This window comes from Mycobacterium asiaticum (assembly GCF_001673365.1).
GTDB classification, from domain to species: Bacteria; Actinomycetota; Actinomycetes; order Mycobacteriales; family Mycobacteriaceae; genus Mycobacterium; species Mycobacterium asiaticum_A.
Genome location: NZ_LZLS01000191.1, coordinates 49,773 through 75,308 on the forward strand (window position 1 = coordinate 49,773; position 25,536 = coordinate 75,308).

Here is a 25,536-nt window from a genome sequence, read left to right on the forward strand (position 1 = left end):
AGATCGCGATGGACGACGAACTCACCGCTCCGGTGACGATCGGCGTCGAAGCCTACATTTCTGAGGAGTATGCCCGCGCCGAACGGGACAAGCTGTGGCGCAAGGTATGGCAGCAGGTCGGGCGTGTGGAAGACCTGCCCAAGGTCGGCAGCTACCTCACCTATGACATCCTCGACGATTCGATCCTGGTGGTGCGCACCGGTCCCGACACCTTCAAGGCGCACCACAACGTGTGCGTACACCGGGGCCGACGGTTGGTCGACACTCCCGCCGGCGCCAAAAGTGCCTGTGGACACAGGAAGTCTTTCGTCTGCGGTTTCCACGGCTGGACCTACGACCAGGACGGCCGCTGCACCCACATCCCGGAACGCGACGACTGGCAGGATGCCTTGCAGCCGGAGAACACCCATCTGGCTGCGGTCAACGTCGACACCTGGGGCGGCTGGCTCTGGATCAACATGGACCCCGCCGCGGAGCCATTGCGGGACTACCTCGAACCCGCGGCCACCATGCTCGATCCGTTCAACCTGCAGGAAATGCGCTGCAAATGGCGAAAGTGGTTGCATTTCCAGTGCAATTGGAAGGTCGCAATGGAGGCCTTCAACGAGACCTACCACGTCGCGACCACGCACCCACAGTTCAACAAGTTCGGCAACTTCCGCGGCTGGGCAGTCGCGCAGGGCAAGCACAGCAACATCGGCTACGACGCGCCCAAGGACCTGTCGGAGACGAAATCCAAGATTCGGCTCGGCACCGGTGCGGACCCGCGCGTCTCCACCGCCGAAATGCAGCTCTACACACTGGAAGAAACCAACGCCACCACTACCCGAACACTGGTGGACGCGGCGCTGCGACTGGTCGAAGAACTGCCCGAGGATGCTCCCGCCGATCAAGTGCTCAGCCACTGGCTCGCCTCCGCGCGGCGCGATGACGAGGCACGGGGTGTGATCTGGCCCAGCATCGACCCAGAACACTTGGCCAACAGCGGAACCGCGTGGCAGATCTTTCCGAACTTCCAAATCGGGCAGGGCCTGACCACCGCGTTGTGCTATAGCGCCCGGCCACACGGCTACAACCCCGACGAATGCATCTTCGAAGCATCCTGCTACGAGCTGTACCCGAAAGGTGAAGAACCGCAAACCGAGTGGGTGTATGCACCGCCGGATGACCCGAACTGGCGCAGTGTGCTGCCGCAGGACTTCTCGAATATGGCCGCGGTACAACAGGGCATGAAGTCGCTGGGCTTCAGCGGGCCCAGACCAAACCCGTACATGGAACGCAGCACCGCCAACCTGCACCGGAACCTTGCCCAATACATGGGCACCGGGGCACCTCAACGGCTAGCAACAGAGACGGAGACGAAACGATGAAAGTCAACCTTGGTTTCGGAGCGCACAATTCGCACGACTGGGAACGCGTGCTGGCGGCGGACTTCAGCCAGCCGCCCGCGACTCCGGACTGGGAATGCGTGCAGAACACCCTGGCCATCGCCGATCTCGCCGAGCCGTTGGGGTTCGACGGCATCTGGATGCCCGAGCACTGCGGCACGCCGTATGGCATGACGCCCAATCCCATCCAGGCGCTGAGCTACTTCGCGGGGCGCACCGAGCGGGTCAGCCTGGGCACCTTCGTCGTGGTCGCGCCGTGGTGGCACCCTGTTCGGCTGGCTCACCAGATCGCGTATCTGGACATCCTTTCCAACGGACGCTACGACACCATCGGGATCGGTCGTGGCGTGTCCAAGGGGGAATTCGACGCCGTCGGCGTACCACGCGAGGAAAGCCGTCAACGATTCAACGAGACCTTGGACATCCTCCAATTGGCTTTCTCTGGCGAACGATTCGCCTATGACGGTGAGATCTTCAAGGTCCCGGAGATGTCCTTGCGGCCCGAACCACACAGCCGCGACCTGTTCTCCCGCATCTACAGCTCGTCGTCGACCGCGGAGTCGTTGGAGATCCTGTCCCGGCGCGGCATGGTGCCGCTGTTCGTAGGTAACAAGCCCATCGAGGAGGCCGGACGAGAAGTGCAGAAGGTCAACACCTTCCGTCAGGAAGAAGGCTTGCCGCCGTGCCAGCCGAAGAATGTCATGTTCATGTACTGCACGGCCAATCCCGACGAAGCAGCGAAATCCGAAGAATGGATCTGGACGGCCAACCGTGACGTCACAGTCCACTACGGCTTCGCCGACGCGTCGAACTTCAAGGGCGTCAAGGGATATGAAGCCTACGCGGCGCGTGAGGCCACCGCGACCGCGGTGTTGGCGTCGTCGGTCACATCGGATGCCAAGGGAGCCCCGAAGACCCCTGGCTACCACGCCTCCAACCTGCTGATCGGGACACCCGAGGAGATCTACCAACGAATTGTCGCCGCTCAGCAGGCCTGCTCGTTCTCCGAAATGACGATCGTTCCGCAGTTCGGCACCATGCCTCACGACGAAGCGATGGCAAGCACCCGACTGTTCGCCCAGGAGGTGCTGCCCGCCGTGCACCGCATGGATGCCCCGTTGCACCCCGCGGCGCTGCCGGAGAACGCGCTGGCATGACCGGAGTCTCGGACTGCCCGCCGACCCCGACACCGGACGATATCGACCTCGACGCGCTGCGGGAAAAGTACCGGCAGGAGCGCGCAAAGCGACTGCGGCCCGAAGGATCCCAGCAGTACATCGAACTGGTCGACGACTTCGCCGGGTACTACGAAATCGATCCGCACTCACCGGATCTTCTGCGTGACCCTATCTCGGCCGACATCGACGTCGCCGTCCTCGGCGGCGGCTTCGGAGGCCTGCTGTGTGCAGCGCACCTGAAGAAGGCCGGCGTCGAGGACGTCCGGATCATCGAACTCGGCGGCGACTTCGGCGGCGTGTGGTACTGGAACCGTTACCCCGGCCTGCAGTGTGACAACGAATCATACTGTTACATACCGCTTCTGGAAGAGCTGAACTTCATGCCGAGCAAGAAGTTCGCCGACGGGACCGAGATCTACGAGCACTGCCGGCGCATCGGCAAGCACTACGGCCTCTACGACTCCGCGCTGTTTTCCACCCAGGTGCGGGCACTGCACTGGGACGAGGACATCAAGCGCTGGCGCGTTCGCACCGACCGCGACGACGACATCCGCGCCCGCTTCGTGGTGATCGCCTCGGGACCATTCCACCGCCCCAAGCTGCCTGGCATCCCGGGAATCAAGGACTTTGGGGGACACAGCTTCCACTCGTCGCGATGGGACTACGGCTACACCGGCGGCGACGCCAACGGCGGATTGGACGGCCTGTCCGATAAACGTGTCGCGGTGGTCGGCACCGGTGCGACAGCCGTACAGATCGTGCCGTTCCTGGGTCGATATGCCAAGCACCTGTATGTGTTTCAGCGCACGCCATCGTCGGTCGGGTTGCGCAACAACACACCGACAGATCCCGAATGGGTGAAATCGCTGCAGCCGGGCTGGCAGAAGGAGCGGCAGCGCAACTTCCACGCCTGGACCTTCGAGGGAATGGCACTCGGACAGCCCGACCTGGTCTGCGACTTCTGGACCGAACTGGGCCGCAATACCGCAGCGCGGGTTCTCGCCCTACCGGATCCCGCTTCGATGACCCCCGAGCAGTTCATGGATATCCGCGAGGAGGAAGACTTCAGGGTCATGGAGCGGTTGCGGCGCAGGGTCGAAGACATCGTCGACGACCCCGACACCGCCGAGGCGCTCAAGCCCTACTACCGATTCCTATGCAAGCGCCCGTGCACCAACGACGACTACCTGCCAACCTTCAACCGTCCGAACGTGACGCTGGTGGATGTGTCGGGCAGTAAAGGTGTCGAGCGTGCAACGTCAAAGGGGCTGGTGGCCAACGGTGTTGAGTATGAGGTTGATTGCATCATCTACGCCAGCGGCTTCGAAATCACTACCGAGATCAGTCGCCGCTACTCGATGGAGGCGATCGAGGGGCGTGACGGCCTTTCCCTGTTCGACTACTGGCGCGACGGTTACAAGACCCTGCACGGGATGACCAGTCGCGGATTCCCGAATCAATTCTTCACAGGGTTCACCCAAGTCGGCATCTCGGCCAACATTGCCGCCAACTACGAACTGCAGGGCGAACACATCGCCTACATCATCGCCGAGGCGCTGGCCCGCGGCGCGACCACCGTCGAGCCAAGTCAAGCCGCGCAAGACGATTGGTGCGCGACGATCCGGGAAACCGCGATCGACAACAGCGCGTTCGATTTGGAATGCACGCCAGGTTATTACAACAACGAGGGCGGGGGCACCGAAGGAATTCGGTCGCACCTCGGCGAACCCTACGGGCCGGGCTTCTACGCCTTCGGTGATCTGCTTGCCGAGTGGCGCGCCAAGGGTGATTTGGACGGACTCGACCTGGGATCGTGATGGCTGAACTCAGATACGACAATCGGGTCGCAGTGGTGACCGGCGCCGGCCGGGGCCTGGGCCGGGCGTACGCGCTGATGCTGGCTGCCCGCGGCGCCAAAGTGGTGGTGAACGACACCGGTGGCACGCTAACCGGCGACGACCCGAATGTCGCTGCGGCACAGGAGGTAGCAGCCGAGATCACGGCAGCGGGCGGCGAGGCGGTCGCGTGCGCGGAGTCGGTGAGCACGGCGGCGGGCGGTCAGGCGGTCATCGGGTCGGCACTGGACCACTTCGGGCGCATCGACATACTGATCCACAATGCCGGCACCGTTCGTCGCGGGTCGTTGAAAGAGATGAGCTACGAGGACTTCGATGCCGTTTTGGATGTGCATCTGCGTGGCGCTTTCCATGTGGTGCGGCCCGCGTTTCCGGTGATGTGCGACGCGGGCTACGGCCGCATCGTCTTGACCTCCTCGATCGGCGGGCTGTACGGCAACCACGGCGTCGCCAACTATGCCGCTGCGAAGGCGGGCCTGGTCGGGCTGTCCAATGTGGTCGCGCTCGAAGGTGCGGCCGAAGGTGTGCTGTGCAATGTGATCGTCCCGTCCGCGGTCACGAGAATGGCTGACGGGCTGGATATCTCGGCCTATCCGCCGATGGGCACCGAACTGGTGGCACCCGTCGTTGGGTTTTTGGCGCACGAGTCCTGTCCGATAAATGGCGAGATGCTGATCGCCATCGCCGGCCGGGTGGCCCGCGCCGTCGTCGCCGAAACCCCAGGCGTGCAGCGCTTGTCGTGGACGGTGGAGGACGTCGCGGAACAGCTCTATGCGATCCGAGATCTCAGCGCACCGTTGGTCTTCCCTGTGGTTCCCAATGGCCATGCCGATCACATCCGCTACAGCTTCGAGTCGGCGGCCTGGGCAATCCGGGAAAGCGCCCATCATGTCTGAGTCCGGGCCATTGGCCGGTGTGCGCGTCGTCGATCTCACTGCAATGGTGATGGGCCCGTACTGCACCCAGATCATGGCCGACATGGGCGCCGAAGTCATCAAAATCGAACCGCCGCAAGGCGACGACACCCGCTATATCTCGGTGGGTCCGACCACCGGGATGAGTGGGGTGTTCGTCAACGTCAACCGCGGAAAGCGCGCGATCTCAATTGATTTGAAGTCCGAATCCGGCCGAAGTGCGTTGTGCGCGTTGATCGAGCGCGCCGATGTGTTCATCCACTCTATGCGGGCAAAGGCCATTGCCCGACTCGGGTTCAGCTACCCCGACGTTGCCGCCATCAACCCGAACATCGTGTACACCAACTGCTATGGCTTCAGTAGACGCGGGCCCAATCGCGATCTTCCCGCCTACGACGACACCATCCAGGCGGCCTGCGGGGTGCCGGCCGTCCAGCAACAACTGACCGGTGAATTCAACTATGCCGGAACAATATTGGCTGATAAGGTGGCCGGCCTCACGGCACTGTACGCGACGATGATGGCGTTGTTCCACCGGGAACGAACCGGTGAAGGCCAAGAGGTGGAAATCGGTATGTTCGAGGCCATGGCGTCGTTCATGTTGGTCGAACACGCCAACGGCGCCATGTTCAATCCGCCGCTCGGGCCGGCGATCTACCCGCGTACGGTGGCGCCTAATAGGCGGCCGTACCGCACCAGCGACGGCTACATCGCGGCACTGATCTATAACGACAAGCACTGGGCCGCCTTCATCGACGCCGTCCGGCCGGACTGGACCACTGAGCTCTACGCCACGCTGGAAGGCCGGGCGCGCCAAATCGATGAGGTGTACGCGCTGCTTGCCCAGACCTTCGCGCAGCGCACCACCCAGGAGTGGCTCGATCTGCTCCGCCAACTCGAGATACCGGCGTCGGCATTGGCCAGCCCCGCGGAGTTGTTCGACGACCCACAACTGGATGCGGTCGGCTTCTTCGAAACGGTGGAGACCGCGCACGGACCGGTGCGATTTCCTGGCGTGCCAACTTGGTTCTCCCGAACCCCCGGACGCGTCGCCGGGCCCGCCCCGGAGTTGGGCGCGAACACCGCGGAGGTGCTCGAAGAACTCGGTCTGACCTGTGTCGATGCGGGTGTTCACGCCGGTGCTGAGACAGAGCAGATAAACCCTCCGTAACCCAAGCGGTGCGGGTACTGCCATCAACGAGGCAACGCGGGCCGAGTTGGAGGCCGCCTTCGACCGTGAGCTGGAAGGTCAGGCCGCCCTGGTGTCCTCCGATGAGTTTGCCGAGGGCGCAAGGGCATTCCAACAGCGACGCTCGTGGGCTTTCGCCGGTACCTACTGAGCGTGTCTAGTCGGATTTGAGCCGCGCCGCGTCTAAGCTTTCTCCGATCAAGAGGAGGGGCGGCGACGTATCGGCATCCAACTCGGCGCCGGACGACAAACTGGTCAGGGCGCGTTAGACACGAGCGCTGAGCCGGGCGGAGAGGACTCCGCACCGGTGCGTTCAGCACCCAAACCGCGCTGGGTCGCTCCGGTTCGCCGGGTCGGACGGCTGGCGGTGTGGGATCGCCCGGAGCGGCAACGCGGTATCCCCGCATTGGACGGTCTGCGGGCCGTGGCAGTGGCGCTGGTTCTCGTCGGGCACGGCGGCATTCCCGGCGTGAGTGGCGGATTCATCGGTGTCGACATCTTTTTCGTGCTGAGCGGTTTCCTGATCACCTCGCTGCTACTCGACGAGTTAGGGCGCTCCGGCCGCATCGACCTGACCGGCTTCTGGATTCGTCGTGCGCGCCGCTTGTTGCCGGCGTTGCTGCTGATGGTGCTGGCCGTGACGGCGGCCCGCGAGTTTCTGCCCTACCAATCGCTGAGCGGACTACGCGAAGACGCAATCGCGGCTTTCCTCTGGGTGGCCAATTGGCGGTTCGTGGCGCAGAAAACCGACTACTTCACCCAGGGGGCACCGTCGCCGCTACAGCACACTTGGTCGCTGGGCGTCGAGGAGCAGTACTACTTCGTCTGGCCGGTGCTCCTGATCGGGGTGACGCTGTTGCTTGCGGCGCGCGCGCGACGCTACTTCGGCAAGATCACGGTCGGTCACGTTCGGCTGGCGGCTTTCCTCATCGCCTGCGTGGGTGCCCTGGCTTCGGCCGCGGCTGCCATCGTCTGCACCACCGACGCCTCGCGCGACCGGATCTATTTCGGCACCGACACGCGGGCTCAGGCCCTGCTGGTCGGTGCCGCGGCCGCTGCTTTGCTGGTTCGCGACTGGCCGTCGCTGAACCGAGGCTGGTGTCTGATCCGCAGCCGCTGGGCCCGACGGGTCGCGCGCGTGCTGCCCGTCCTGGGCTTGGCTGCGCTCGCGGCTATCACGCACTACGCGACCGGTGACGTTGGCGAGTTCCGGCACGGGCTGCTGATTGTGGTGGCGATTGCCGCGGTCTTGGTGATCGCCCCGGTGGCCCTTGAGCAGCGCGGCGCGGTGGCCCGAATATTGGCCTGGCGTCCACTGGTGTGGCTGGGAACCATCTCCTACGGCGTCTACCTGTGGCACTGGCCGATCTTCCTGACGCTCAACGGCGAGCGCACCGGGTGGTCGGGGCTCGGACTGTTCGGCGTGCGCTGTGCCGCCACCATCACGGTGGCCGCCATCTCCTACTGGGCAATCGAACAACCGATCCGACGGTGGCGTCCGCAACGGGTGCCGCTGTTGCCGTTGGCCGCGGCCACCGTCGCCAGCGCGGCCGCCGCAACGATCCTGGTGGTACCGGTCGGCACCGGACTGCACGAGATCGGATTGCCGCCGGGCGTTTCGGCCGTCGCGGCGGTATCTCCGTCACCGCCGGGAGCCGGCCAACCCGCTCCGGCGCCCCGACCGCGAGATCCCAACCAACCGTTCACCGTTTCCGTCTTCGGCGATTCGATCGGCTGGACGATGATGCATTTCCTGCCACCGACGCCTGGCTTCAAATTCATCGACCACACCGTCATCGGCTGCAGCCTGGTGCGCGGCACCCCGTACCGCTACATCGGCCAAACCCTGGAACAGCGTGCGGAATGCGACACCTGGCCTGGTCGCTGGGCCACCCAGATCAACCAGGACCGACCAGACGTCGCGCTTCTGGTCATCGGACGCTGGGAGACGGTCGACCGGGTCAACGAGGGCAAGTGGACCCATATCGGGGACCCGACGTTCGACGAGTATCTCAACTTCGAGTTGCATCGGGCGCTGGATATCGTTGGTTCGACGGGTGTTCGGGTGATGGTCGCCACCGTGCCCTACAGTCGGGGCGGTGAGAAGCCCGACGGCCGGTTGTACCCCGAAGATCAGCCTGATCGGGTCAACCAGTGGAACACGATGCTGCGCAACGCGATTGGTGAGCGAAAGAACGTCGGCATTGTCGATCTGAACAAAAAGCTATGCCCGGACGGTGTTTACACGGCCAAGGTCGACGGCATCAAGGTGCGCAGCGACGGCGTCCACCTGACGCCCGAGGGGGTCAAGTGGCTGTTGCCGTGGCTGGAGGAGTCGGTCCGCTAGTTAAGTGCCGGTCCAGCAACTGATTTCCATGCTGTCGCTCTCTCGGGCCGGGAGATTGAAACTCACATAACCATTTTCGGTGTTGCGCACATGGTCGAGGTAGGGTCGGGTGTCGTCGGCTTCGGCGTTGTCCGCGACCACCAACGCGCCCGGCGACAACGCCGGTTCCAACAGGTTGATCACCGGCAGGTACAGGTCCTTCCAGCCGTCGAGCAAGACGAAATTGACCGGGCCGTCCAGATCGGCCAGCGTGGCAAGCGCATCCCCTGCCAAAATCGTTATCACCTCGGCCAACCCGGTGTCGGCGAAAGTCTGCTTCGCCGCCGCGATCTTGGTGTCGCTGAGTTCGGTCGTCACCACCCGGCCGCTGCCGTTGTCACGAACACCCGCCGCCAGATGAATCGCCGAAATGCCGAAAGACATCCCGAATTCGACGACCGTCGCCGGGCGCGCCGCGCGCACCAGCGAGTACAGCAGCCGCCCGGCGTCGGGGGTCACCGGGATATAGAACTCGCTCAACGCCTCGGTGCGTTCTGCCGGCGTCATCGGCCTGCTGAGCTCACCTCGTTTCTCCCGCAGCTTCGACATCTGCTGTGCCGACGCGGTGTACATGCGCTCGAGAGTCGAGGCGACCTTCGGGTCCTGCAGAGTATTTGCCATACCGTCGACACTAGGCTCCAGTCCCGCCTGCGTTTGACGCGCCGTGATCCCGGTGCCACCATGGGAAGCTGCAAGCACCTCGGTAGGTGAGGCGTCTGCACGGATACAGGCCACTGACCCCGAACGTCGAGAGACGCCCCGGGTCAGGACAGCTCTTCCCGGCTCAAGGGTTGAGCCCAAGTGGCTTCCGGTCTACCGACCGGATACGCCGTGCAGTGCCAAAGCTCCGACGAGAGGGGTGCGCTTGGCGGTGGTTTCCGTCGAGCATTCCTTCTCGTGTCCAGGTGGATGTGGTGACACCCCCGTGTGTCCTGGCCGTGAGGAGGTGAGGGCGAGATGAGCACTAGTCCAGGCGATAGTCCGTATCTGAAATCCGTCTTGTCCCGATCCGGTTCCGGCATTTTCGCTGCTGCCTGAGCGCATGCACTCTTGGTGACGCGGGCCGGTTGGGCTTTCCATCAGGAGTAGGCCAATGACCATGGTGACAATGCCTTTGATTGTCGTTCCTCGCTCAACGCCGATGCGGCGACGAGCAATTCGGCGCATGTTCCACGTGTGGACCGCAGCGCTGAACATGACCGCGCAGGAACGTGCAAACGCATACGTTGCACGGATGTCCGTCTCGGCGGTCGCCGGCTAGCGGACCGACTGGGTTTCGGGGTGCCGGCTACTAGCCGGTTCCTGGTACCGAACCAACCCTTCTGCACACCCAAAGTGCCTGCATGCCTACGTTTTCAAGTCAGATTGTGAGACACACATGACCTCGATCGCCGCCACCAGCACAGGCGCGGCAGAGCCGACGGTGCTGGATTCGGCGCACGCCGGAGACATCGTTGGAGCGTTCGGACGCATCGGGCGCGACGCCAACGTCAGCGGTCGTTGGCGTCGACTCCGCACACTGCTGGTGATCAGCGGTCCTGGCCTCATTGCGATGGTCGGCGATAACGATGCCGGCGGTGTCGCGACCTACGCGCAAGCGGGGCAGAACTACGGAATGGCACTGTTGTGGACCTTGGCGCTGATGGTGCCGGTGCTATATGTAAACCAGGAAATGGCACTGCGACTGGGCGCGGTCACCCGAGTTGGCCACGCTCGATTGATCTTTGCCCGCTTCGGCAAGTTCTGGGGCGCATTCAGCGTCGGTGATCTGTTGGTCCTCAACGCGTTGACGATAGTCACCGAATTCATCGGCGTTTCCTTGGCGCTCGGGTTTCTGGGCTGTCCGAAGGTCGTGGCGATTCCGGCGGCCGCGGTGTTGCTGTTCGCGGTTGTCGCCGGTGGCTCGTTCCGCCGCTGGGAGTCGCTGATGTTCTTGCTGATTGGGGTGAATGTGTTGATCATCCCGATGGCGCTGATGGTGCATCCGACCTGGACTGCGACCATCGACGGCTTGCTGCCCCGGTTCCCGGGCGGGCTTAACTCCACGGTGCTGTTGCTGGTCGTTGCGATTGTCGGCACCACCGTCGCACCCTGGCAGCTGTACTTCCAACAGTCCAATGTGGTGGACAAGCGAATCACGACACGCTGGATCTCCTACGCGCGAGCGGATTTGGCGCTGGGCATAGTCGTGGTGGTGGTCGGGGCGACAGCCCTGATGGCGGTGACGGCATTCGGACTGACCGGTACCACCGCCGCGGGAAACTTCACCGATGCGGGCGCGGTTGCGGTGGGACTGGCCGGCCACGCTGGGCATGCCGTGGGGGTGCTGTTCGCCGTCATCCTGCTCGACGCATCCTTGATCGGTGCCAACGCAATCGGGCTGGCCACCACCTACGCAGTGGGCGATGCGATGGGCAAACGGCATTCGCTGCACTGGAAGATCACTGAAGCGCCGATGTTCTATGGTGGTTACGCGTTGCTGCTTGGCGTTTCGGCGGCCATCGCGTTCAGTCCCGATCACGTGCTCGGACTGGTTACTCAAGGAGTGCAAGCGCTCGCCGGTGTGGTGTTACCGTCGGCCACCGTGTTCTTGGTGTTGTTGTGCAATGACCGAGCGCTGCTGGGGCCATGGGCAAATACGCTGCGGCAGAACATCGTTGCGTGGACGATCGTGTGGTGCCTGGTGCTGTTGTCGCTGGCGCTGACGGCGGCCACCTTCTTCCCGCACATGTCGACGAACACCATCGGGTGGGGTCTGGCCGCGGGTGTGCTGGTCGGAATCGTGAGCGGTGCCGGTGTTATCCTCGCTAGCCGTCGACAGTACGGTCGCGAAAACGCGGCGGTATCAGTCGATATCCCGACCCTGACGCGGACTCGACGTAAAGCCGCCCGCCGAGAGGACCTCGCGAGCTGGCGCACTCCCGATCTGAGCACCCTGCAGCGTCCGACCATGGCGCTGACGCGCCGTGCGGGATTGCTTACTCTGCGCGGTTACCTGGTGGTCGCCGTCGCGCTGGTCGTCGTCAAGATAGTGCAGACCGGGCTGGGCTGACGGGTTCAGCTCATGACGATCGAGCGGGTCAGGCCACGACGTCGATCGGATCACCGATGGTGACCATGTTGAAGTACCACGCGGCATTGTCCGGACTCAGGTTGATGCAACCGTGACTGACGTTCGCGTAGCCCTGCGAGTTCACCGACCACGGCGCCGAATGCACGTACACCCCACTGCCGGTGACGCGAACGGCGTACGAGGCGGTGATCAGATACCCGTCCGAAGAGTTCAGCGGGATGCCGATAGTGCGTGAATCCATCACTACCGTGCGCTCTTTCGACATCGCGTTGAAGTTGCCTATCGGAGTGGGGCGACTCGGCTTGCCCATCGATGCCGGCATGGTCCGAAGCACCTCACCGTTTCGGCTCACCGTAAAGGTGTGCGCTGAAATGCTGGCGACACCGAGCAATTCGTCGCCGGTCTCGAAGCCGTCGGTCATCTCCTGCACGCCGACCGAGACGCGGGTGTGGCCCGGCCAGTACCGGTCCGGAACCCATTGCACGACATTGCCGTCGAGCCAACGGAAGTGGCCGGTCATGTTGGCGGGTGAACTGATGTGGATGGACCGCTCGGCCGCGCGGCGATCGGTCACTGGCGCGGTGAAGGTCACTTCTACCGGAGCCCCGACGCCTACCACCGCACCATTGGACGGAGATATCGACGCCGGCGCCGGCACCGGATGCGGCACGGGGACGGCGCCAGTGGCGGGGCTGCCGGACCCGGCTGCGGCCATTGCCGTTGTTGCGACCAGAACGAATAGGTAACGAACTGCTCGACGCATGGCCTTCCCCCTCCGGGATGGTGCGATATACACGACTCGCATTCTAGTGGTTGTCCCCGCCATTCGGTCATAGCAAACAATTTGGACGTAGCGCGCTGACCGGGTTTTGCGGGACTGGCCGGGGTGGGGATCAACGCGTTAGCCTCAGCGAGATCGTGCCCCACTGGCTAGTCCTGAACGGGGGTCCGATAGAGCGTCCGATAGAGCGTCCCATAGAGCGGAGGTACGGGTGCTCTTCCGTCAGCTGGAGTACTTCGTGGCGGTCGCGCAAGAGCGTCATTTCGCTAGGGCCGCCGAGAAGTGTTACGTGTCGCAGCCGGCGCTCTCAGCAGCGATCGCCAAACTTGAGCGCGAACTCAACGTGACCTTGATCAACCGCGGCCACAGCTTCGAAGGCCTGACCCCCGAGGGGGAGCGGTTGGTGGTGTGGGCCAAGCGGATTCTGGCCGAACATGACGCGTTTAAAGCCGAGGTGCACGCGGTGCAGTCCGGTATCACCGGGACGCTCCGCTTGGGCACCGTGCCGACCGCGTCCACGACGGCGTCGTTGGTGCTGTCGGCCTTTTGCTCGGCCCACCCCCTGGCAAAGGTGCAAATCAGTTCCCGACTGGCGACAACCGAGCTGTACCGGCGTCTGCACGAGTTCGAACTCGACGCTGTTATCGCGCACCCGACGGCCGAAACAGCTCAGGACGTCGAGCTGGTGCCGCTGTATGAGGAGCACTACGTGCTGCTGTCGCGGGCAGACATGTTGGGATCTGGTGCGGCAACGCTGCGGTGGCCCGACGCCGCGCAGCTCCCGTCTGCGTTGCTGACACCGGACATGCGGGACCGTCAAGTCATCGACGCGGCGTTCGCCGACCACGACATCGTCGTCAGCCCGCAAGTTGAAACGGATTCAGTAGCATCGCTATTCGCGCAAGTGGCCAACGGCAATTGGGCGACCATCGTTCCGCACACCTGGCTGTGGATGACCCCGACCCGGGGCGAGATTCGCGCGGTCGAACTGGTCGACCCGCCGCTCAAAGCTTTGATTGCTCTGGCTACCAACGCCTCTGGACCGGGATCCCCGGTCGCGCGTGCCTTGGTCGCGTCGGCACGTCAGCTCGCACTCGACGAATTCTTCGACGGGCAACTACGCAGTATCACGCAGGCCCGCTAGGACCCCCGCTAGACCTTTGCCGCGCTGGTGGGGTTGAGGTTGGCCAGGTGCCCGCTCTCCACCCCGGCGGACGGGTCAAGTTGGCAGTCGATCAACGCGGGCCCGCCGGAGGCCAATGCTTCGGTCAGCGCCGCCTCGAGCTCAGGCGGCGTGGTGACGTGGTATCCCTTGCCGCCGAAGGCCTCCGCCAGCAGTTCGTGACGCGCGCCCGCATTGAGCACGGTGGGTGCGGGGTCGGTGCCGGCGACCGACTCGTCGCCTCGGTAGACACCGCCGTTGTTGAGGATGACGACGATGACCGGCAAATGATAGCGGCAGATGGTTTCGATCTCCATGCCACTGAATCCGAACGCGCTGTCGCCCTCGATGGCGAGGACGGGCCGTCCGGTCTCGACCGCGGCAGCGATGGAATAGCCCATGCCGATGCCCATCACGCCCCACGTGCCGGTGTCAAGCCGGTGGCGCGGCAGTTCCATGTCGATAACATTGCGGGTCAGGTCCAGCGCGTTGGCGCCCTCGTTGACGACGTAGACATCCGGGTTCTGTTGCAACACAGAGCGAATAGCACCGAGCGCGTTGTAAAACCGCATCGGGTGCGGATTCTCGGCGAGCCGTTCGCGCATCTTGGCGTCGTTGCGTGCCTTACGCTCGGCGAGCTCACCGGTCCACGTGGAAGACGCGGCGACCGAACGGGTGGCCAGACCGTCGATGAGCGCCGCCATTACCGAACTGATGTCGCCGGTCAACGGCGCCGCAATGGGCGCATTGCTGTCGAATTCCGAAGCGGCGATGTCGATTTGGATGAACCGTGCGTCGCTCGACCACTGGGGTGATTCTCCGTGTCCCAGTAGCCAATTCAGTCTTGCTCCGACCAGCAGCACCGTGTCGGCACGGCCGATCGCAAGCGAGCGGGCCGCGGCTGCCGACTGGGGGTGCGAGTCGGGCAGCAGACCCTTGGCCATCGACATCGGCAGGAAGGGAATTCCGGTTGCCTCGACGAACTCGCGAACTTCGTTGTCGGCCTGTGCATATGCGGCACCCTTGCCTAGTACGATCAGCGGCCGTTGGGCCCGGGCAAGCATGTCGAGCGCACGATCGACCGCCTCGGGTGCCGGCAGTTGACGCGGAGCGGGGTCGACGATCCGCCAGATCGACGCGGCGCCCGCCGCAACCTCCATAGCCTGGCCGAGCACCTCACCGGGGATGTCGAGGTACACACCGCCCGGTCGACCGGAGATCGCGGTGCGGATGGCCCGGGCTATGCCGCGACCGATGTCCTCCACGCGCCCGATGCGGTAGGCCGCCTTGGCAAACGGGCGCGCGACGTTGAGTTGGTCGATGTCCTGATAGTCACCGCGTTGCAGGTCCACCATCGGCCGCCCGCTGGAACCCGAGATCTGGATCATCGGAAAGCAGTTCGCGGTGGCATTGGCCAGAGCTGGCAAGCCGTTGAGGAAGCCGGGCCCCGAGGTGGTCAGGCACACGCCGGGCCGTCGGGTCAGAAATCCGGCCGCGGCAGCGGCATTGCCGGCTGAACCCTCGTGGCGGAATCCGATATACCGGATCCCGGCGGACTGAGCGGTACGCGCCAGATCGGTGATCGGGATTCCGACGACGCCGTAAATGGTGTCGACGTCGTTGGCCTTCAGCGCGTCCACCACCAAATGGAAGCCGTCGGTCAGTTGAGCCGGCGCTGGGTTGGCCGATTGGGTGGTCATGGCCATCACTGTTGTCCAGTTGGGCGGCTGTGTCCAAGACCCGATCCCTATTCAGCGATACACGCCGTCTATTGAACGGATCGATAGACGGCGACTATCGACCGTTAGCGCATCGGTATTGGACAGCGAGCATCTACCAGCGGCAGGGTTTCCAGTAGCTGCCGCACGGGGCACAGCTGGGGAAGGAGCACCCGATGACATTCGAGCCGATCGCCAGTGACCAGGCTGTCGCCGAGGGCAATCCGCGCCTGAACGATCTGATCGAGGCAGTGGCCACCAGTACACCCGATGCGACCGCACTCGTCGTCACCGCCAACCGTGTGCCGATCAGTTACCGCGAGTTGGTCCGTCTGGTCGACGGGCTTGCCGCCCAACTGAACCGGGCCGGCCTGGCGATCGGTGACCGGGTGGGGTTACGCACGGGCAGCAACGCCGAATTCGTCGTTGCGCTGTTGGCGGCGTTGCGTGCCGGGCTGATCGTCGTACCGCTGGATCCGGCGCTGCCGGTGGGTGACCAGCGCACCCGCAGCCAAGCGGCCGGAGCCCGGGTGGTGCTCGTCGACGGTGAAGGACCGGGCGACAGCAATGAGCCGTCGGTGGCGTGGTGGAACGTAGCCGTGACAGTCGACCAGGACGCCTGGTCGGCTCATCTGGACGCGGTGACCGAACCGAACCCCAGCAGTTCGTCTCCGGAGGGCTTGCGCCACGACGACGCCATGATCATGTTCACCGGCGGAACCACCGGCTTGCCGAAGATGGTTCCGTGGACGCACGACAATATCGTCAACTCGGTGCGGGCCATCATCGCCGGATACCAGCTGGGTCCAGAAGATGCGACGGTCGCGGTGATGCCGCTCTACCACGGCCACGGTCTGATCGCAGCGCTGTTGTCCACCTTGGCATCCGGCGGGACCGTGTTACTGCCGGCGCGCGGCCGTTTCTCGGCGCATACCTTCTGGGACGACGTCAGCAGCGTCGGGGCGACCTGGTACACGGCCGTGCCCACGATCCACCAGATCCTGCTTGAGCGGGCCGCAGGGGCACCGGCGGAAAACACCAAGGCTGCTTTGCGTTTCATTCGTAGCTGCAGCGCTCCGCTGACTCCGGAAGTGGCGCAGGCGCTGCAGGTTGAGTTCTCGGCTCCGGTGTTGTGCGCCTTCGGCATGACCGAGTCGACCCACCAGGTGGCCAGCACCGGTATCGACCAAAAGGTAAACCCTGCCGTCTCAACCGGTCTCGTCGGCCGCTCCACCGGTCCAGAGATCCGCATTGCGGGAAGTGACGGGCAGCCGTTGGCGGCCGGTGCCGTCGGCGAGGTGTGGCTGCGCGGCGCCACGGTGGTGCGCGGTTATCTCGGAGATCCGAAGATCACCGCCGCGAACTTCACCGACGGCTGGCTGCGGACCGGGGATCTTGGCACGCTGTCCGAGACGGGCGATCTCAGCATTCGGGGACGGATCAAGGAACTCATCAACCGGGGTGGTGAGAAGATCTCGCCGGAACGGGTCGAGGGTGTGTTGGGGACGCATCCAAACATCATGGAAGTAGCCGTGTTTGGCGTGCCGCACCCGATGTACGGTGAAGCCGTCGCAGCGGTGATCGTACCCCGGGGCCCGGCTCCCAGTGCCGACGACCTCGTCGAGTTCTGCCGGGATCGGTTGGCGGGCTTTGAGATTCCGGAGACCTTCCAGATCGCCGACGAGCTGCCTCACACCGCGAAGGGTTCGCTGGATCGCCGCGCAGTCTCCGCGCGGTTCGGTAAGCCAATCTGACGGCCTGCTGAGGAGTGTCACCCGAGGGTTGTCGCTCGGAGCCGGGCATTTGGGGAGGTGTCTCCGGCTCGGCGCGGTCTTCGGGGGTATGCCCCAAACCTGGCGCGGTCTCCGGGGATGGGTATGCCCTAACCCGGCGCGGTCTCCGGGGACGGGTATGCCCTAACCCGGCGCGGTCTCCGGGGGCATGTATGCAAGTGCCCGGCTCCGAGCGACAGAATTTTTGTCGCTCGGAGCCGGGCAAAGGTTACATAGTCCTACTGCCGCCTTACCGCCTCATGCCGAATACGCCCACGGCGGCCTTGCTTTGCTGCGGCGTCATGATGAAGCGGTGACGCTACCCCACGCAGCCCGCGCGCCGGAGTCGCCAACGCGGTAGGTCTGCACCAAAGTGGCGACCGCAGCCCCGACTACCAAAACCGCGATCACCACGTGCGCAACGGATTTCACGGCTCGGCCGCGTGCCAGTCGTAGGTGCACGATTGACAGCGCGGTGACGGTGACGACCAGCGCCGCGACGAAATACGCCAGAGTTTCACCGAGTTCGGCGTGCCTGCTGATCGCCGGTGCATCGCCGACCTTGCCAGCCAGCCACTCACCAGAATTGGTCGTAAGCGGCGTCACGGCCAGGGTGCCAACTGCTAACACCAGGGTCAGCCAGATCAGACGTTGCCGGGCCGCCGCTGATACCGCACACAGCACGGCCAGGATCGCCGCCAGCGGACCCAACACGACAACCAAATGGTTGAGCAGGATGTGGGCTGGAAGTCGGCTAACCGTCGACATAAAGTTACGCGCTGGTCGCCACCCGGGCCGCCGCGGATTCAGGCATGGGCTCGTACCGGGCGAACGAACGGGTAAATGACGCCGCACCGTGCGCCAGCGAACGTAGGTCGATGGCGTAGCGGGTCAATTCCACCTGCGGCACTTCGGCATTCACGACCGTACGTTCGTGGCCCGCGGTCTCGGTGCCCAGCACCCGACCGCGTCGGCCCGATAGATCACCCATCACCGCACCGACGAAATCGTCGGGCACCATTACCGAAATCTCGTCGATCGGCTCGAGCAGGATCACCTTCGTCGCCGCCGCGGCCTCTCGCAACGCCAGGCCGCCCGCCATCTGGAACGCGAAATCCGACGAGTCGACGCTGTGCGCCTTGCCGTCGAGCAGCGTGACGCGCAGGTCTACCACCGGATAGCCGGCGTGAACTCCCTTTTCCATCTGCGCGCGCACGCCCTTTTCCACGCTCGGAATGAAGTTGCGCGGTACGGCCCCGCCGACCACTTTGTCGACGAACTCGAATCCCGAGCCCTCCGGCAGCGGCTCCACCTCGATGTCGCACACCGCATACTGACCGTGCCCACCGGACTGCTTGACATGGCGGCCATGTCCTTTTGCCTTGCCGCCCAGAGTTTCTCGCAGTGGCACACGCAGTTCGACGGTGTCCACTGTGACGCCGTAGCGGTTGGCCAACGCATCGAGCACCACGCCCACATGGGCCTCACCCATGCACCACAGCACCACTTGGTGGGTCTCGGGATTCTGCTCGATCCGCAATGTCGGGTCTTCGGCGGCCAACCGGCCTAGTCCCACCGACAACTTGTCCTCGTCGGTCTTGGCGTGGGCTTGAATGGCCACGGGCAGCAGCGGTTCGGGCATCGTCCACGGCTTCAGCACCAACGGCTCTGCTTTATCCGACAGCGTGTCACCGGTTTCCGCGCGGCTCAGCTTGCCGATGGCGCAAATATCTCCGGCCACCACCGTAGGGGCGGGGCGTTGCTGCTTTCCAAGTGGAAACGACAGCACCCCGATGCGCTCGTCTTCGTCGTGGTCGGGATGGTTGCTGCCGTGGCCTCGCGAACTCCCGTTTTCCCCGAAGAACGATGAAAAGTGGCCTGACACATGCACAGTCGCATCCGGCTTGATCGTCCCCGAGAAAACCCGGACCAGACTGACCCGCCCCACATACGGGTCCGAAGTTGTCTTTACCACCTCGGCGAGCAACGGCGAGTTGACATCGCAGGACAAATCCTCGTGCGCGGCGCCCTGCGGCGTGAAAACCTCGGGCAGCGGATGCTCCATCGGGGACGGGAATCCGCGGGTGGCCACCTCAAGAAGTTCATAGGTGCCAACACCGGTGCTGCTGCACACCGGGATCACCGGGAAGAACGAACCCCGAGCGACCGCTTTCTCCAAATCGTCGATCAAGACCGTTTCGTCGATCGACTCTCCGCCCAGATAACGCTCCATCAACGACTCGTCCTCGGACTCCTCGATGATCCCCTCGATCAGCGAACCGCGCTCCTCCTCGATCCGGTCGGCATCGGACGGGTCGGGCGAAGATTCGGTGCGTTTGCCGTCGGAGTAGGTGTACTGGGTTTGGGAAAGCAACCCGATCAACCCCTGGCAGTTCGATGAGCTGGTCGGAAGGTACAGAGGTAAGACTTTGTCGCCGAACGCGTCCTGCGCTGCCGTCAGCGCTTCCGCGTAATTGGCGCGGGCATGGTCCAGTTTGGTGATGACCACGGCGCGCGGCATGTCGACCTGGTCGCACTCCTGCCAGAGCGACTTGGTCGGCTCGTCGACACCTTCGTTGGCCGCTATAACGAACAGGGCGCAGTCGGCGGCGCGCAGTCCGGCGCGCAACTCCCCCACGAAATCGGCGTAACCGGGGGTGTCGACCAGGTTCACCTTGATTCCCTGGTGCGACAGGGACGCCACGGCTACACCGACCGAACGCTGCTGCCGAATCTCGGCGTCGTCAAAGTCGCAGACCGTGTTGCCCTCGGTCACCGAACCCGGGCGGGACAACACTCCACCCGCCACCAGCAACGCCTCGATGAGAGTGGTCTTGCCGCCCCCGGACGGGCCGACCAGGACGACATTGCGGATCCCGTCCGGCGCGCTGGCAGTCGGGGCCGCCGCTGCGCCCTGGGAATTGCTCGCTCTGTCGGCCATGACATTCCTCCAGTTCTCCTGGGTTGCTGTCGCCAACTCCCGTACGCGGCGTGATCCAGCCCACAGGACGCATTTGCAACTTTTCCCCCAACCGAGGCCCAACACAAGGGTCGGTCTACCGAGGAATCAGGCGTGCCAGGCCGACCAGCGGGTCGCGCTGATCGTGATTACCGGGCCGTCCAACGAAACAGATTGGTATTGGGCGTATTTGGCGCGAAGCAGCCGATATCCGGTGTGCAACGCGTCGCCGTTGTCCGCGATGGACGCGCTTCCGTCGACCCGAATCCACCACAATTGCGTCCAGTCGTCGGCGTAGTGATCGACGAGCAGGCTGACGGCCGGATTGGCTTCGATGTTGGCGAGGCGGCGCAGCCGCCGAGTGGACTTTCGCTTTGCGTCCACAGCCGTATAGATGATGTCTTGATCGACCGCGAACACCACCGGCACCAAATGCGGCGCACCCTGCGGGGTAACCGTCGCGAGTCGTGCGATCGGCGATTCTGCGAACCAGGCCCTTGCGTCCACGGATTCAGGTTAGGTCCGGCCAAGGACGGGAATAGAGACGGAAGTCACTAGCTGAGCTCTCTGATTAGGCCTTTACCGCATCGTTTCGATTATGCTGCATATCCCGATCCTCTTTCGGTTCGAAACCCATCCAGGATTTCGCCGAATTTGAGGCCTGACCACCGCGTTAATTGGGTATTTGGATTACGGTGGTGGTCACAGTGAATCTCTGGGCTGCGCCGCCCGGATCTTACGGCTGGGACAATTTTGGACTATTCACGCGACTCAGGAGGTTTACGGGGATGAAATCGCGTCACCGTTCATTCACGTGGTCATGGCTGGTCGCCGTGCTGGCCCTGATTGGATTGGGCTTGGCGACTCCGCCCGTTCCCGCGTCGGCCGCACCCCACAAGCAATTTCCCACCGTTCCGCTGGATCCCTCGGCACTCGTCGGGCAGGTCGGTCCGCAGGTGGTCAACATCAACACCAAGCTCGGCTACAACAACGCGGTGGGCGCCGGAACGGGCATCGTCATCGACCCGAATGGCGTCGTCCTCACCAATAACCACGTGATTTCCGGCGCTACCGACATCAGTGCCTTCAGCGTCGGCGACGGTCGCACCTACGGCGTCGACGTCCTCGGGTACGACCGCACCCAGGACGTCGCGGTGCTGCAGCTGCGCGGCGCCGGCGGTCTGCCGACCGCTTCGATCGGCGGCGGCGTCAGCGTCGGGGAGCCGATCGTGGCGATGGGCAACACCGGCGGTCAAGGCGGCACGCCCCGGGCCGTGGCCGGCAGGGTGATTGCGGTGGGCCAGACCGTCCAAGCTTCGGACGCCTTGACCGGCGCCGAGGAGACGCTCAACGGCCTGATCCAGTTCGACGGCGCAATTGCGCCCGGAGACTCGGGCGGACCAGTGGTGAACGCCGGCGGACAGGTAGTCGGCATGAACACCGCGGCGTCGGAGAACTTCCAGATGTCGCAGGGCGGGCAGGGCTTCGCCATCCCGATCGGCACGGCGATCAATATCGCTAATCAGATCCGGTCTGGCGGCGGCGGACCCACCGTCCACATCGGTCCTACGGCTTTCCTCGGCCTGGGCGTCGTGGACAACGGCGGCAACGGCGCACGGGTGCAACGCGTGGTCGGCAACGCCCCCGCGGCGTCGATCGGGATCGCCAATGGCGACATCATCACCGCGCTTGACGGCGTCCCGATCAATTCAGCTACCGCGATGTCGGATGCGCTCAACGGTCACCACCCCGGCGACACCATCTCGATCAGCTTCACGTCGAAGTCCGGTGTCGCGCGCACCGAAAACGTAACGCTGGCGGAGGGTCCACCGGCCTGATCTGATGTTGCGGCAATCCAATTCTTTTGGTACAGGCCGTGATTCGACGACCATGCCGACCTTCCGTGTGGGGCCTGTCCGTCATCGCGTGATTCCCGACGAGCACTGTCGGGTACCCGTGGCATCGTGGATTTGATGAATGACGCGTTAGACGCCGGACGGCAGGATCCCGCACACGATCCCGCAGAGGGCAGTCACGTCGAAGGGGGGGTGGTCGAGCATCCGACCGCCGGGGACTTCGGCAATGCGGCCGCTCTGCCCGAGGATCCGACGTGGTTCAAACACGCGGTTTTCTACGAGGTACTGGTCAGGGCATTCTTCGACTCGAATGCCGACGGGTCGGGCGACCTGCGCGGACTCATCGACCGTCTCGATTACCTGCAGTGGCTGGGTGTCGACTGCATCTGGCTGCCGCCGTTCTACGACTCCCCGCTGCGCGACGGCGGCTACGACATTCGTGACTTCTACAAGGTGCTTCCCGAATTCGGCACCGTCGAGGACTTCGTCGTGCTGATCGACGAGGCGCACCAGCGCGGAATCCGGGTCATCACCGATTTGGTGATGAACCACACATCGGACTCGCATCCGTGGTTCCAGGAGTCCCGTCGTGACCCGGACGGGCCGTACGGCGACTTCTACATGTGGAGCGACACCAGCGAGAAGTACACGGATGCGCGGATCATCTTCGTCGACACCGAAGAATCGAACTGGACCTTCGATCCGGTCCGGCGCCAGTTCTACTGGCACCGGTTTTTTTCGCATCAACCGGACCTGAACTACGACAGTCCCGCGGTGCAAGAAGCGATGATCGACGTGCTGCGCTTCTGGCTAGAGCTGGGTATCGACGGGTTCCGGCTGGATGCGGTGCCTTACCTGTTCGCGCGGGAGGACACCAACTGCGAGAACCTGCCCGAGACGCATGCGTTTCTCAAGCGGTGCCGCAAGGTGGTGGACGACGAGTACCCGGGCCGGGTGCTGCTGGCCGAGGCCAACCAATGGCCGGCCGACGTGGTCGAGTACTTCGGCGATCCGAGTACCGGCGGCGACGAGTGCCACATGGCGTTCCACTTCCCGCTGATGCCGCGCATTTTCATGGCGGTGCGCCGCGAATCACGCTTCCCGATCTCGGAGATCATGGCCCAGACGCCGGACATCCCCGACATGGCGCAGTGGGGAATCTTCCTGCGCAACCACGACGAGTTGACCCTGGAGATGGTCAGCGACGAAGAACGTGACTACATGTACGCGGAGTACGCCAAGGACCCGCGCATGAAGGCGAACGTAGGTATTCGCCGTCGCCTGGCGCCACTGCTGGAAAACGACTTCAACCAGATGAGGCTGTTCAACGCGCTGCTGTTGTCGCTGCCAGGATCGCCGGTGCTCTACTACGGCGACGAAATTGGCATGGGCGACGTCATCTGGCTGGGTGACCGCGACGGCGTGCGCACCCCGATGCAATGGACCCCGGACCGCAACGCCGGGTTCTCCAAGGCAAATCCCGGCAGGCTTTACTTACCGACCATCCAGGACTCGGTCTACGGCTACCAGGCGGTCAACGTCGAAGCTCAGCGCGACACGTCGACCTCGCTGCTCAATTGGACGCGCACCATGCTCCAGGTGCGACGCCGGCACGACGCGTTCGCGATTGGGTCGTTTCACGAATTGGGCGGGTCCAATCCGTCGGTTCTGGCCTACGTGCGGGAAGTGCCGCGTGAGGACGCCGAAGACGACGTGGTGTTGTGCGTCAACAATTTGTCGCGGTTCCCTCAGCCGATCGAACTGAACCTGCAGCAGTGGAATGGCTACATACCCATCGAGCTCACCGGACAGGTGGAATTCCCGCGGATCGGGCACCTGCCCTATTTGCTGACGCTTCCCGGACACGGGTTCTACTGGTTCCAGCTATCCGCTTCCGATTCCGAGGAGGAGCGATGAACCTACCGGCCAAGCTGCCCTGGTTGGACTGGCTTCCGCAACAACGTTGGTATGCGGGACGAAACCGCCAGTTGGCCAGCGCCGAGCCAGCGGTGGTCGTACCTCTGCGAGAAAACCTGGATCTGGTACTGGTCGACGTCTCCTACACGGACGGCTTCGAGGAGCGCTATCAGGTGATCGTCGGTTGGGATACCGAGCCGGTGAGCGAGTACAGCACGCTGGCCACCATCGGCTCGGCCGACAGCCACATCGGTGCCGACGCATTGTACGACGGGTCGGCACCGAAGTTCTTGTTGTCCTTGATCGACTCCGCAGCAGAACGCAGCTCCTCAGACGCGCAGGTCCGATTCTCCAAAGAACCGGACGTCGGTTTGCCACTCGATGCCTACCCGCGGGTGGCCGACACCGAGCAGAGCAATACCAGCGTGATTTTCGACCGGGCGCCGAGCGCGATCTTCAAGCTGTTCCGCCGGGTGAGTCCCGGGGTCAATCCCGATATCGAACTCAATCGTGTGTTGGGCCGGGCGGGCAACCCGCATGTGGCCAAGTTGTTGGGTGCCTACGAGATCGGCGCGCCGGGCGGTCCGCCGGAGGCGGCGTCGCCGCTAGGCATGGTGACCGCGTTTGCCGCCAATGCGGCCGAGGGCTGGGCGATGGCGACCGCAAGCGTGCGTGACCTGTTTGCCGAGGGCGATCTGTACGCACACGAAGTCGGCGGTGACTTTGCCGGTGAGTCGTATCGGCTGGGCGAGGCGGTTGCCTCCGTGCATGCCACCCTGGCTGAGAGCCTCGGGACCGAGCAGGTGCCGTTCCCGGTGGATCACATGTTGTCCCGGTTGTCGTCGGCGGTGGCCGCGGTGCCCGAACTCGAGCAGTACGCCTCGACGATCGAAGAGCGGTTCGGCAAGCTCGCCGACGAACAGATCACCGTGCAGCGCGTGCACGGCGACCTGCACCTCGGTCAGGTGCTGCGCACCCCCGAGAGCTGGCTGCTGATCGATTTCGAGGGGGAGCCGGGTCAGCCGTTGGACGAGCGGCGCGCGCCGGATTCACCGTTGCGTGATGTGGCCGGTGTTTTGCGGTCCTTCGACTACGCCGCCTACGGGCCCTTGGTGGAGCAATCCGCCGACAAGCAGTTGGCCGCCCGCGCCCGGGAATGGGTCGAGCGCAATCGCACCGCCTTCTGCGACGGATATGCGGCTGGGTCCGGAACGGACCCCCGCGATGCGGCGCTGGTACTAACCGCTTACGAACTGGACAAGGCCGTTTACGAGACCGGCTACGAGTCACGACACCGCCCGACCTGGTTGCCGATTCCGCTGCGGTCGATCGCTCGTTTGGCCACGGCTTAGCGGAATTGAACATCGGCAGCAGCGCTGGCCGTTGC

Annotated in this window: 18 protein-coding genes and 1 riboswitch; of the genes, 12 read left to right on the top strand and 6 right to left on the bottom strand. The window is 64.0% G+C overall.

Annotation, left to right across the window (positions count from 1 at the left end; genetic code table 11):
- Nucleotides 1–8: 8 nt before the first annotated feature.
- The 6 genes from A5634_RS21580 (at nucleotide 9) to A5634_RS21605 (ending at nucleotide 8,872) form a co-directional block, all read left to right on the top strand.
- Nucleotides 9–1,370, top strand: coding sequence for an aromatic ring-hydroxylating oxygenase subunit alpha (locus A5634_RS21580; protein ID WP_437340001.1), 1,362 nt, complete (start codon nucleotides 9–11; stop codon nucleotides 1,368–1,370).
- Complete coding sequence (locus tag A5634_RS21585; RefSeq protein ID WP_065146059.1) at nucleotides 1,367–2,545, top strand: LLM class flavin-dependent oxidoreductase; 1,179 nt, start codon at nucleotides 1,367–1,369, stop codon at nucleotides 2,543–2,545. The genes A5634_RS21580 and A5634_RS21585 overlap by 4 nt, the downstream gene beginning before the upstream one ends.
- A complete protein-coding gene (locus tag A5634_RS21590) occupies nucleotides 2,542–4,383 on the top strand; it encodes a flavin-containing monooxygenase (protein WP_065146060.1) in 1,842 nt (613 codons plus the stop codon). Before A5634_RS21585 ends, A5634_RS21590 begins: the two co-directional genes overlap by 4 nt.
- Nucleotides 4,383–5,318 carry an SDR family NAD(P)-dependent oxidoreductase gene (locus tag A5634_RS21595; protein ID WP_065146061.1) on the top strand — a complete coding sequence of 312 codons (936 nt, stop codon included), beginning with the start codon at nucleotides 4,383–4,385 and terminating at the stop codon, nucleotides 5,316–5,318. The genes A5634_RS21590 and A5634_RS21595 overlap by 1 nt, the downstream gene beginning before the upstream one ends.
- A complete protein-coding gene (locus tag A5634_RS21600; RefSeq protein ID WP_065146062.1) occupies nucleotides 5,311–6,507 on the top strand; it encodes a CaiB/BaiF CoA transferase family protein in 1,197 nt (398 codons plus the stop codon). Before A5634_RS21595 ends, A5634_RS21600 begins: the two co-directional genes overlap by 8 nt.
- 325 nt (nucleotides 6,508–6,832) lie before the next feature.
- Entirely contained in the window at nucleotides 6,833–8,872 is a 2,040-nt protein-coding gene (locus A5634_RS21605) for an acyltransferase family protein (protein WP_065146063.1), read from the top strand.
- Here the strand turns inward: A5634_RS21605 and A5634_RS21610 are convergent, their stop codons facing one another.
- The gene (locus A5634_RS21610) at nucleotides 8,873–9,532 is read right to left on the bottom strand and encodes an O-methyltransferase (protein WP_065146064.1); all 660 of its coding nucleotides are present in this window, start codon (nucleotides 9,530–9,532) and stop codon (nucleotides 8,873–8,875) included. It abuts the gene before it with no gap.
- 71 nt (nucleotides 9,533–9,603) lie between these two features.
- Nucleotides 9,604–9,777, top strand: a riboswitch (M-box (ykoK) riboswitch).
- 512 nt (nucleotides 9,778–10,289) lie between these two features.
- Here A5634_RS21610 and A5634_RS21615 point away from each other — a divergent pair.
- A complete protein-coding gene (locus A5634_RS21615) occupies nucleotides 10,290–11,963 on the top strand; it encodes an NRAMP family divalent metal transporter (RefSeq protein WP_065146065.1) in 1,674 nt (557 codons plus the stop codon).
- A 28-nt stretch (nucleotides 11,964–11,991) separates the two neighbouring features.
- On the opposite strand, the gene A5634_RS21620 is transcribed toward A5634_RS21615, so the two are convergent.
- Nucleotides 11,992–12,747: a L,D-transpeptidase gene (locus A5634_RS21620; protein ID WP_065146066.1), complete on the bottom strand. Its 756-nt coding sequence runs from the start codon at nucleotides 12,745–12,747 to the stop codon at nucleotides 11,992–11,994.
- Between the two features lie 229 nt (nucleotides 12,748–12,976).
- Here A5634_RS21620 and A5634_RS21625 point away from each other — a divergent pair, with 229 nt between their 5' ends.
- The gene (locus A5634_RS21625; RefSeq protein WP_065146067.1) at nucleotides 12,977–13,909 is read left to right on the top strand and encodes a LysR family transcriptional regulator; all 933 of its coding nucleotides are present in this window, start codon (nucleotides 12,977–12,979) and stop codon (nucleotides 13,907–13,909) included.
- Between the two features lie 8 nt (nucleotides 13,910–13,917).
- On the opposite strand, the gene oxc is transcribed toward A5634_RS21625, so the two are convergent.
- Nucleotides 13,918–15,627, bottom strand: coding sequence for an oxalyl-CoA decarboxylase (gene oxc, locus A5634_RS21630; protein ID WP_065146147.1), 1,710 nt, complete (start codon nucleotides 15,625–15,627; stop codon nucleotides 13,918–13,920).
- A gap of 194 nt (nucleotides 15,628–15,821) precedes the next feature.
- Between oxc and A5634_RS21635 the strand changes: the two genes are divergently transcribed.
- Nucleotides 15,822–17,399, top strand: a complete 1,578-nt coding sequence (locus tag A5634_RS21635; protein WP_065146068.1) for a FadD7 family fatty acid--CoA ligase — start codon at nucleotides 15,822–15,824, stop codon at nucleotides 17,397–17,399.
- A gap of 318 nt (nucleotides 17,400–17,717) precedes the next feature.
- Here A5634_RS21635 and A5634_RS21640 read toward each other — a convergent pair whose 3' ends face one another.
- From A5634_RS21640 to A5634_RS21650, 3 genes are all read right to left on the bottom strand, one after another.
- Nucleotides 17,718–18,185: a DUF2231 domain-containing protein gene (locus A5634_RS21640; protein WP_065146069.1), complete on the bottom strand. Its 468-nt coding sequence runs from the start codon at nucleotides 18,183–18,185 to the stop codon at nucleotides 17,718–17,720.
- 4 nt (nucleotides 18,186–18,189) lie between these two features.
- Complete coding sequence (locus A5634_RS21645; protein ID WP_065146070.1) at nucleotides 18,190–20,358, bottom strand: elongation factor G-like protein EF-G2; 2,169 nt, start codon at nucleotides 20,356–20,358, stop codon at nucleotides 18,190–18,192.
- A 126-nt stretch (nucleotides 20,359–20,484) separates the two neighbouring features.
- Complete coding sequence (locus A5634_RS21650; protein ID WP_065146071.1) at nucleotides 20,485–20,883, bottom strand: TIGR03668 family PPOX class F420-dependent oxidoreductase; 399 nt, start codon at nucleotides 20,881–20,883, stop codon at nucleotides 20,485–20,487.
- 281 nt (nucleotides 20,884–21,164) lie between these two features.
- Here A5634_RS21650 and A5634_RS21655 point away from each other — a divergent pair, with 281 nt between their 5' ends.
- The 3 genes from A5634_RS21655 (at nucleotide 21,165) to A5634_RS21665 (ending at nucleotide 25,501) form a co-directional block, all read left to right on the top strand.
- The gene (locus tag A5634_RS21655; RefSeq protein ID WP_065146072.1) at nucleotides 21,165–22,214 is read left to right on the top strand and encodes a S1C family serine protease; all 1,050 of its coding nucleotides are present in this window, start codon (nucleotides 21,165–21,167) and stop codon (nucleotides 22,212–22,214) included.
- 135 nt (nucleotides 22,215–22,349) lie between these two features.
- Nucleotides 22,350–24,149 (top strand): maltose alpha-D-glucosyltransferase, encoded by a 1,800-nt coding sequence (treS, locus tag A5634_RS21660; protein WP_065146148.1) that lies wholly within the window; start codon nucleotides 22,350–22,352, stop codon nucleotides 24,147–24,149.
- The gene (locus A5634_RS21665) at nucleotides 24,146–25,501 is read left to right on the top strand and encodes a maltokinase N-terminal cap-like domain-containing protein (protein ID WP_065146073.1); all 1,356 of its coding nucleotides are present in this window, start codon (nucleotides 24,146–24,148) and stop codon (nucleotides 25,499–25,501) included. Before treS ends, A5634_RS21665 begins: the two co-directional genes overlap by 4 nt.
- Nucleotides 25,502–25,536: the final 35 nt, after the last annotated feature.

What these genes read in the sequence shown, in the direction of transcription:
- A5634_RS21580 (WP_437340001.1), top strand. Translation starts at nt 9, where the DNA reads ATGGACGACGAACTCACCGCTCCGGTGACGATCGGCGTCGAAGCCTAC.
- A5634_RS21585 (WP_065146059.1), top strand. Translation starts at nt 1,367, where the DNA reads ATGAAAGTCAACCTTGGTTTCGGAGCGCACAATTCGCACGACTGGGAA.
- A5634_RS21590 (WP_065146060.1), top strand. Translation starts at nt 2,542, where the DNA reads ATGACCGGAGTCTCGGACTGCCCGCCGACCCCGACACCGGACGATATC.
- A5634_RS21595 (WP_065146061.1), top strand. Translation starts at nt 4,383, where the DNA reads ATGGCTGAACTCAGATACGACAATCGGGTCGCAGTGGTGACCGGCGCC.
- A5634_RS21600 (WP_065146062.1), top strand. Translation starts at nt 5,311, where the DNA reads ATGTCTGAGTCCGGGCCATTGGCCGGTGTGCGCGTCGTCGATCTCACT.
- A5634_RS21610 (WP_065146064.1), bottom strand. Translation starts at nt 9,532, where the DNA reads ATGGCAAATACTCTGCAGGACCCGAAGGTCGCCTCGACTCTCGAGCGC.
- A5634_RS21615 (WP_065146065.1), top strand. Translation starts at nt 10,290, where the DNA reads ATGACCTCGATCGCCGCCACCAGCACAGGCGCGGCAGAGCCGACGGTG.
- A5634_RS21620 (WP_065146066.1), bottom strand. Translation starts at nt 12,747, where the DNA reads ATGCGTCGAGCAGTTCGTTACCTATTCGTTCTGGTCGCAACAACGGCA.
- oxc (WP_065146147.1), bottom strand. Translation starts at nt 15,627, where the DNA reads ATGACCACCCAATCGGCCAACCCAGCGCCGGCTCAACTGACCGACGGC.
- A5634_RS21635 (WP_065146068.1), top strand. Translation starts at nt 15,822, where the DNA reads ATGACATTCGAGCCGATCGCCAGTGACCAGGCTGTCGCCGAGGGCAAT.
- A5634_RS21640 (WP_065146069.1), bottom strand. Translation starts at nt 18,185, where the DNA reads ATGTCGACGGTTAGCCGACTTCCAGCCCACATCCTGCTCAACCATTTG.
- A5634_RS21645 (WP_065146070.1), bottom strand. Translation starts at nt 20,358, where the DNA reads ATGGCCGACAGAGCGAGCAATTCCCAGGGCGCAGCGGCGGCCCCGACT.
- A5634_RS21655 (WP_065146072.1), top strand. Translation starts at nt 21,165, where the DNA reads ATGAAATCGCGTCACCGTTCATTCACGTGGTCATGGCTGGTCGCCGTG.
- treS (WP_065146148.1), top strand. Translation starts at nt 22,350, where the DNA reads ATGAATGACGCGTTAGACGCCGGACGGCAGGATCCCGCACACGATCCC.
- A5634_RS21665 (WP_065146073.1), top strand. Translation starts at nt 24,146, where the DNA reads ATGAACCTACCGGCCAAGCTGCCCTGGTTGGACTGGCTTCCGCAACAA.